This window comes from bacterium, from assembly GCA_021372515.1.
Lineage (GTDB): Bacteria > Gemmatimonadota > Glassbacteria > GWA2-58-10 > GWA2-58-10 > JAJFUG01.
The window spans coordinates 1-8437 of the sequence record JAJFUG010000056.1; the positions used below are offsets into that span (position 1 = coordinate 1).

The 8437-nt window shown below is 65.0% G+C and carries 5 protein-coding genes; all 5 read right to left on the reverse strand.

Annotated elements, in window-relative coordinates; all coding sequences use genetic code 11:
- Nucleotides 1-203 precede the first annotated feature (203 nt).
- Complete coding sequence (locus LLH00_05755; protein MCE5270772.1) at nt 204-1970, reverse strand: right-handed parallel beta-helix repeat-containing protein; 1767 nt, start codon at nt 1968-1970, stop codon at nt 204-206.
- Nucleotides 1971-1986: 16 nt separating this feature from the next.
- On the reverse strand, nt 1987-3828 hold the full coding sequence (locus LLH00_05760) for a hypothetical protein (protein MCE5270773.1): 1842 nt from the start codon (nt 3826-3828) through the stop codon (nt 1987-1989).
- A gap of 383 nt (nt 3829-4211) precedes the next feature.
- Entirely contained in the window at nt 4212-5138 is a 927-nt protein-coding gene (locus tag LLH00_05765; protein ID MCE5270774.1) for a polysaccharide lyase, read from the reverse strand.
- An 80-nt stretch (nt 5139-5218) separates the two neighbouring features.
- Nucleotides 5219-6364 carry a hypothetical protein gene (locus tag LLH00_05770; GenBank protein MCE5270775.1) on the reverse strand — a complete coding sequence of 382 codons (1146 nt, stop codon included), beginning with the start codon at nt 6362-6364 and terminating at the stop codon, nt 5219-5221.
- 108 nt (nt 6365-6472) lie between these two features.
- Nucleotides 6473-8437: alpha/beta hydrolase family protein (locus tag LLH00_05775; GenBank protein MCE5270776.1), on the reverse strand; the 1965-nt coding region annotated here is incomplete at its 5' end.

The window sequence follows — 8437 nt, forward strand, 5'->3', positions numbered from 1 at the left end:
CGTCACCCTCGATCTCCCATTCCACGGCCAGGTTGGTCAGCGTGGGATAGGGGCTGGAAAGCCGTCCGGGCAGGGTGGCGTTCCCGGCCAGGGCGCTCCCGGCGAAAAGAAGCGCGAAGGCGAATGTAGCTAAAAGGCTGCATCTGTTCATGGCATCCATTTCCCCGTCCTCGGCACTTGGTACACTCGTAGCGTAAGACCTGTTACTTGGCGTACAGGCGCTCCCATTCGGTCAGCTCATCCACACCCGCGGGACGCGGCCCGTAGTGCGGCAGTTCCTGCCCCAGCTCGTAAGCGCCTATATCCGGGGCCTTGCCGCTGAACCCGTCGTTGACACCCGGAATGACCAACCCGGCATCCACGGCCGCCGAGCCGGGGACCGGGCGAAGGTCCTGCGGCTGGCGCTCCGGGAACGGCGGGTCGGGGAACTGCGCCCCCGGCACGAAGACATCCCAGTCAATCTGCACCGAATGCCCGCCGCTCAGCCCGTTCAGCTCGGCCAGTCCGGCGAACTTTTTCAGCCCGAGCAGCCCGGCGCACGGCAGACCGGACGAGCCCACGGCGTTGTAGTCGAAAGTGCAGGTGGAGTTGTACCCCTGCAGTGCCACCGCCTGGCCGTCACCGCTGGAGTAGCGGCCGTGCTTGCCGCCGCCCGGCCCGCCCAGGGCCAGGTTGTTCAGCCAGACCATCCGGAAATACTCGCCCTGCTGGTGGTGCTCCTTGAGCCCGTCCCCGGCCTGCACCGAGGTGTTGTGCAGGAACAGGGCGCCGTAACTTTTGCGCTCCAGCTTGTAGGGGGCCATCCCGGTGTTGTACATCACGTTGCGGATGAAATAGTTGGGCCCGCCCAGGCTGGGCTGGGCGCTGAGGCCCATGCCGCAGTTGGTGATCCGGTTGCGCATGATCCGGCAGTTGCTGAAACTGAAATCGGCTTCGATGGCGTCATCCGGCCCGACCGAGATGTCGTTGTTGTAGATGTCGTCACAGATCTGGTCGTAGACCCAGAGGTCCTCCATCAGCGAGATGCAGTCGCGGTAGCCGTGCACCCGGTTGAAACAGATCACGTTGCCCGGGCCGGTGATCTCGATGCCCTCGCCCTGATTGGCCGCACCGCCCCAGATGCTGCCCGAGCCCATGCTCTCGGGGGCCCAGGGGGTGAGCCAGGATACATCATTATCGGCGATATAACAATTTGTACATCCGGGCGGCTGGTTGGCCGAGATGCCGCTGCGGGAGAACACCTTGCAGCGGCGCACGGTGACATCACGGCAGAAACGGATGTTCACGTTGCCCTGGACCGTGAGGCCCTCGACAATCACATGCCGCCGCTGCTGAAGGTCCACGCTCTCGAACGTGCTGCCGATCAACGGGTGGGCGTTGTCGGCGCGGACCACTATCGGACGGTCCGGAGCGCCGTCGCACAGAGCCCGCCACTGGCCGTAGTAGCCTGGGCTGAGCACGAGTATGTCCCCAGGCTGGGCGCAGGCGGCCAGGTGCTCGAATGTGTCGGGGTTGGCCTGGATCACCTTGCCGTCCACGGCCGGGGCGGGCACGGGGCGGGTGGAGACCGAAAGAAGCGTGTCCGCCTTGCCGCCGTCCGGGTCGCGCAAGCTCAGCTTGATATCGTAGCGCGTCCCTGGCCGCAGGTCGAAGATGCTGCCCGAAAGCTTGTTCACCCAGCGGTATTGCGGCGAGGTGCGGTCCTCGGTGTCCCCGGCCGGCACGCGCACCAGGGGCATGCCGGCCTGCCAGGCCGTCTCCCCGTCCCGACGGTATTCAATTTTGCATACTGCGTTCAGGTTGTCGTCACCCTGGATTTCCCATTCCACGGCCAGGTTGGTGACAGTCGGATAGGGTGAGCCGACCTTGCCCGGCACAGTGGAATTCTGCGCCGCGACCGCGGTCGCAAACACCGCAGCGGCCAAGGCCAGCGCCACCGCCGTAATCCTCATCCAGTCGTCTCTTCTCATTCCGTCTCGTCTCCGCTCACTTGGTGGTGAAACTGAATACCTCGCTCCAGGGACCGAACAGTCCACTGGAGTCCTCGGCCCGCACGCGCCAGTAGTAGGTGGTGCCGGGATTGAGCCAGCCTTTGGGGGCCTGGAACGCCGCGCCGCCATCCCGCACGTCCCGGTCGAACGTGGTGCAGAGCGGCCAGGCGCAATCCGGGCGCAGGCTGAGCTGGAAACGGTAATTGACAATGCGGTCGCCGTCCTGGTCCGTGGAGGCGGACCACTCGAAACGTGGGGCGAGGTTCTTCACCGTGGACCCAGCCGCGGGGGCCACGGCGCTTGCGGGCGCAGCGGGGGCGTGCCGGCCGTCAATCTCACGCCAGCGGTAGGTGACCTTGAGCTTACGCCCGGCGGCGGACTGGTCAACCACACGGATGACATTTTTACCCAACGCGAGCGCGGGCAGGCTGCCGGGGTTGACCTGCAGGTCCACCACGATCTTCACCCGGTCCACACCGCTCTGACCTCCGTAGATCAGCGGGAACACGGCCGGGGTGGCGGCGTTGCGCTTGTCCGCCGAGAGGGTGTAGATCGCATCGAACTCGTAGGTGGCCTGGGGGCCGTCCTTGAGCATCTTCTCATCCAGCACGGCGCGGCAGTCGCCCAGGCCATAGGCCCAAGAGTAGTAGTCCCAAAGCCCGGTCACGGCGCCGAACAGCGGGTCGAGCCGGGCGGACAGGGCCACCTGGGTCAGGCCCGAGGCGGCGCCCTTGTAGTAGCGGGAGTCGATGTAGCCGCCCACCATGACATAGGGGCTTTTCATCGGGATCGACAGCTCGGAGGCGCGGTCGTGGAGGCCGTCCTGAAGGCTGTCTACATGTACCAGGGGCAGCTTGCCGTCCTCGGACTTGAACTTCACGTTGCGCCGCTCGACCATACCCTCGTAGCTCAGACGGCTGAAATCCGGCTCGAAGGTCAGCCGGCCGTTGGCGTAGCGCGGCGGCTCGTGGCTTTTGGCCTGGTCGTAATACTTGCGCAGCTCGGGGGTCCACCAGCGGATGAGGCTCTCGCCGGGACGCAGGCTGAGTTGCATGTCCTGGGGCTGGTAGAGCCACTTGTCGTAGCCGGTCTCGACATAGTTGTCGTCCATGGTGGCGTAAATGCTTGCCAGGTCCTCACCCGCGGGCATGGCGTCCGGCTTGTAGATCATCTTCCGGTTGTCGCCGGGGGTGAGGTACCAGCGGTAGGGCTTGTAGCTGCGGGCGACCCATTCCGGGTGCGAGCCCAGCTCCTCGATGGAGGCCACCGTGCGGTTGTCGCCCTTGAGATACCAGATCCCGATGTCGGCGTCCATGTGATGCCAGGCGCCATCCCACTTGGCCTCTGCCACGGTGTGGTGCCAGATCTCGTAGACCCGCGCCTCCAGCCCAGCCGCGCGGCAGAGGGCCACGAACTGGCAGGCGGCCTGGGAACAGATGTGGTAGCCGTAGACATTGAAAAACCGCACCGGGTTGAGGCTGGTCTTGTCCTTGGGGTAACTCCACCAGTAGGTCTGCTTCTCCACGAAGTCGAAAACGGCCATGGCCTTTTCCTCCTCCGTCTTGCATCCCGCAGTTATCTCGGCAGCCAGGCTTGCCAGGTCGTACCAGTTGAACCGGCCGTTTACCGTGATCCGCGGGTTGACCACCGGGACATCACCCACGTTTTCCAGCGTGATTTCGAGGTTCTCCGGCTGGGCCGTGCCGCCCACGTTGATCTCGAAGCTCTGGTCGCTGCTGGTGATTATCTCGCTCTGCTCGCGGACCTCACCCGCCGCGGCTGAACCAAGCCAGCCGAGACAGGCCGCCGCCAGAATAAGGCGCCAGGCATTCTTCAATTCAGGACCTCCTGCTGGAAGGGAAAGTGAGGGGCAGCTTGGGGAAACAGCCCGCCTTGCGGATTACACAAAGAAGGACGGCCCGGCCGGACCACCAACCGGCAGACGCGGAGCGGGAGCTGTCCCCGAAACGCTCAGGAGCCCGGAACCCGGAACCTCCTGAACAGCACCCGCCCGGAGACTTATTCAATAACCGTACCCGAGTGGCCTGCGAGCCTAACTTAACCTATATCAAGCGCAGCCGGATTAAAAGTACATAATCACTCGCCAGTTCCTGGATGATAATCATCCAGTGGATAATTTTCAGCCGGATGACAATCATCCAATCCCGGGTCAGGGTGTCACCCGGGCCGGGCGGCCTCAGCCAAGGCACAACTTCGGCATCAGGGTTCATCCGCGGTCACTTGCAGGTCATCCACCCAGATCGACTGCTCGTGCGGCACGCCGGGTCCGAAATAGGGCAGCATCAGGAACTGGTTGATTTTCATGTCGGGGTTGGCCCCGGTTCTAAAGACCACATCGTGGTAATCCAGCAGCAGCTTGCCGTCGTACCAGTACTGCAGCACCCCGTCATGCACGGCCTTGCCGTCGGCGATGCTGTTGAGCTTGAAATGCGCCTTCACCCGGTGCCAGTCGCCCTTGTAGCGCGGGCCGGGGGTGTCGCCGAAATAGACACTGTCCGCGGCGAAATCGCGGCCGTTGCGCCAGCCCTCACCGGCCTTGTAACAGTCCCCCACTCCGTGGCCGTCCGGGTCGCCGTTGCCGCCCGAGACCGCGCGCTTCTCGGTCAGGGCGGTGATATCCTTGCGCAGGGCGGTGGTGTCGATGTTGCGGCTGTCCTGGGTGGCGCAGCGCGGCACGCCGTTGACCACCTCGATATACAGCGTCAGGTAGGTGTAGGCCGGGCCCCAGAACGGAGTGTCCTTGGTGGTCATGAAATGCATCTCGTGCGGGTGCCAGTTGACCCCGGTCCAGGTCCAGTCGGCGCTGTGCTTGAGCGCGAAGCTGAGGTTCACGCTCTCGGTGGGCTCGAACAGCACGCGGCCGCCCTTGCCCTCGGGCGTGGTCGCACCCTTAGCGCTCCAATGCCAGAGGCAGGCGCGCTTTCCCTCGAAATGCTCGGCGTCCGTGGTCTGGATCGACGGGCTGTCGTACCAGCCGCGGGCAGCCCAGGCGGTGTCCTCGAAAGTCTCCACGAACGGCAGCTTGACCGGCGTGGGGGTCTCCGGTTCCTGGGCCGGAAGGCCGGCCACGGCCAGGGGTAAAGCCATCAGGCCGGTCAGGAATACAAGCTTGCGGGTGTTGAGCATAGTCGATTCTCCTTGTGACAATTTACAGCCCGGTCACTGCCGGAGGATGAAACACGAAGTCGGATACAGCTCCGGCCGCCTCAGCCTCCGAAACGCGCGCGCAACCCGAAAAGCTGACGCAGCAAGTCAAGGGTGTCCAGGATGTCGAAACTGCCATCGCGGTTGCGGTCCAGCCTTGGGTCGGAGCGGTCTTGGACGGAGAGGACCAGGTATTCGAGGGCGTCGCGGAAACCGGCCCGGCCGTTGCCGTCGAAATCGAATTTACCCGGCGCGGGAACAGGCAACAGTTCCTCCTCACGCTCAATGTGCAGGTCATCCACCCAGACACTCTCCGGGTTCTTCGCCCCGGGCCCCAGGTAGGGCAGCATCATGAACTGGTTGATTTTCATCGACGGGAAAGCTCCGGTGCGGAACAGCACGTCCTCGTAGTCCAGCATCAGACGGCCGTCCATCCACCAGCGGAACACCCCATTGTTGATCCCCTTGCCGTCCACCACGCTGTTGAGCTGGAAATGGACTTTCATCCGGTGCCAGCCGCTCTTGTTGTAGGGGCCGGCCGCATTCGAGAGATACAGAGAATCCGAGTCCCAGATTTTATCGTTGGCATAGACAGTGCCGGAAAGATAGTAATCAGTCGGATAGCCGTCGCTCGAACCGTTCCCGCCGGCTACGGCGCGGTTCTCGGTCACCTGGGTGAGGTCCTCGCCCACGTGGGCGGCGTCGATATTCTCCCCGTCCTGCAGGGCGAAACGCAGCCTGCCGTCCACCGCCTCGGAGTAAATTGTCAGGTGCGACCAGGCCGGGCCGTCATACATCCCGTTCAGGTTGGTCATGAACATGAACATGTGCGGGTGCCAGCCCAGGCCGGTCCAGGCCCAATCCTCGCTGAAACGGACCCAGTAGCTGAAAGTGAGGCCCTCGCAGGGCTCGAACAGCACGCGCCCGCCCTTGCCGCCGGGCAGAGTGTCACCGGCGCGGCTCCAGCGCCAGTGACAGGCGCGCGTGCCCTCGGGCGCGGCAGCGGTGCCGCTGGTCTGGATCGACGGGCTGTCGTACCAGCCGCGCGCGTCCCAGTTGGCGTCCTCGAAGCCCTCGACAAACGGCAGGCTGACTGCGGTCTGGGCCCTGAGGCCCGCGGGCGCTCCGGCGGCCAGCAGGGCCACCAGAGACAGCACTCCGCCCCAGCCCGACAACATGTGCACCAGCCTGTGTTGCCGCCTCGCCATGTCTGCCCCCCGAGAGAAAATCCGTGACCGCTGCCCCCACCATAAGGAAATAATCCCAGCGGCTCGAAAACGCCATAAAATAATCAACTTAAGCTGTCAGCCGCCCCCTCACTCGGGGGGCAGATTGAGCGCCTGGGCCACGGTGACCACGCGGCGCATCTGCTTGTCGGCCCCGTACAGCCCGTAGATGCCGCGAGTGAAATCGAACCCGCGTATCTCGTCGGTGATGAAATCCAGCTCGCGCGGGGCGAGCATGGCGAATGCCTCCGGGATGTCGGTGGTGCGCAACACGTTCAGCAGGTAGGCCCCCTCGCGGTGGCTGAGCGGCGGGTCCTTCACGATCACCCGGGTGATCCGGGGGTCGAGCAGCGCCGCATAGGCGGCCAGCACGGCCTGCTCGCCCTTGCCCACCAGGGTGAACTCCTTGCCGCTGTACCAGCTCTGGCCGCAGAGGTAGTCCACGGCGCAGAGGATGTCGTAGATGCGCATCTCGGCCACGGAGCGGCCGATCAGCATGGCGTCCCGCTCGAACTTGCGGCGGTCGTTGCCGTTCCAGACTTGGGTCCCGATCCCGCGCGGGAACACCATGTGACGGCTGCCGGCGTAGCCCTTGAACGGGTAGGCTTTCATAAAGTTCCATATTCCCATGTCCTCGGTCTCGCCCGGGGCGGCCACGTAGAGCACCGCGTTCTGCTTTGGCCCGTCCGACTGGGGCACATAGGAGATCAGCCCGGCCAGGATGCCCGGCTCGGTCTCCAGGGCCACCGCGCCGTTGCCACCAGTAGCGGCCACCTTGTACTGGAAATTTTTGGGCATGTTGCGGAAAGTCCACTCGCCCAGTTTCTGCAGCACCTCAGCCCGGCGGCCCTCCCAGGCGGCGCGGTCGGTGTAGGAGCCAAGCTGGGCAGCGGGGATCAGAAGGTCCTGGATGCGGTCGTTGATGTTGGCCGGCTTGGCAGCGTGCTGTCCGCCCAGGGCGGCAAGCTGCTCGCGCGGGATCGTGTCGAACGCGGTCTCCTGGATTTTCCGCTTGCGGCCGAACAGCATGCGCTCGCTGAAAGCCACCGCCTCCTCGCGCTCGGGGCGGTAGTAGTCGTGCGGGCCGGGGACCACGAACATGCCGGTGCGCTCGGGGTGGCCGTACCAGGCGTAGATCGTCTCGGCCTTGCGGTCCACTTCCTCGTACCCCGGCGGCGGGTAGTAGTGGTCGTCCGTGGAGTTGTACATCTTGAGCGGCCGCGGGGCGATTATCCCGGCCAGGCTGGTCCAGTCCAGGCGGAACGTGTTGATGAAATAGGCGCAGTCGCAGGCCATGCGCTGAAGGTCCAGCGCCACATGGGTGCTGATCGTGGAGGTGCCGGCCACGGGCTGGACCACGGCGATACGGTCATCCGCGGCGCCAGCCATCCAGCTCAGGTGCCCGCCGCCCGACACGCCGTTGATCGTGAGCCGCTTGCCGTCCACATCCGCGCGGCCCAGCAGGTAGTCCACCCCGCGCATGGCGTTCCAGACCTCGATCCCGATGGGCGTGTAGCCACGCGCGAACCAGTCGTAGAGGTCCCAGGCGTGGGTGCCGCGGTGCACGCCGAACACCTCGGCCACCTGGATCGGGTCGATCATCAGCACCACGTAGCCGGCGCGCACCCAGGGAATATCGTAGTCCTGGCGCAGGGCCTTGGCCCCGTACTCATCCGCGCTGTGGCCGGGGCATTCGAGCACCGCCGGGAACGGCGGGCGGCCTTTCTTGGGCCGGTAGAGGTTGGCCGTGCAGTAGAACCCGGGCAGGCTCTGAAAATGCAGCACCTCCACCGTGTACCCGGGGCGGTCGATAGTGCGCACCACGGTTGCATCGAGCGGTCCGCGCTCGGGCAGCGGGTCGAGGCCCAGGCTGAACATGAACTCACGCTGCAGGGCCGGGCGCTCGCGCTCCAACTTCTCCTTGCTGTCGATCCGCTCCCAGGCCTCGCGGCTCACCCGCTCGGCCTCGCGCACCAGGAAAGCGTTCATCCGCTCGGGGCTCACGGCCACGGTCTCGGGGTCCAGTTTTTCCTGCGCGGCCAGGGGTACGGTAGC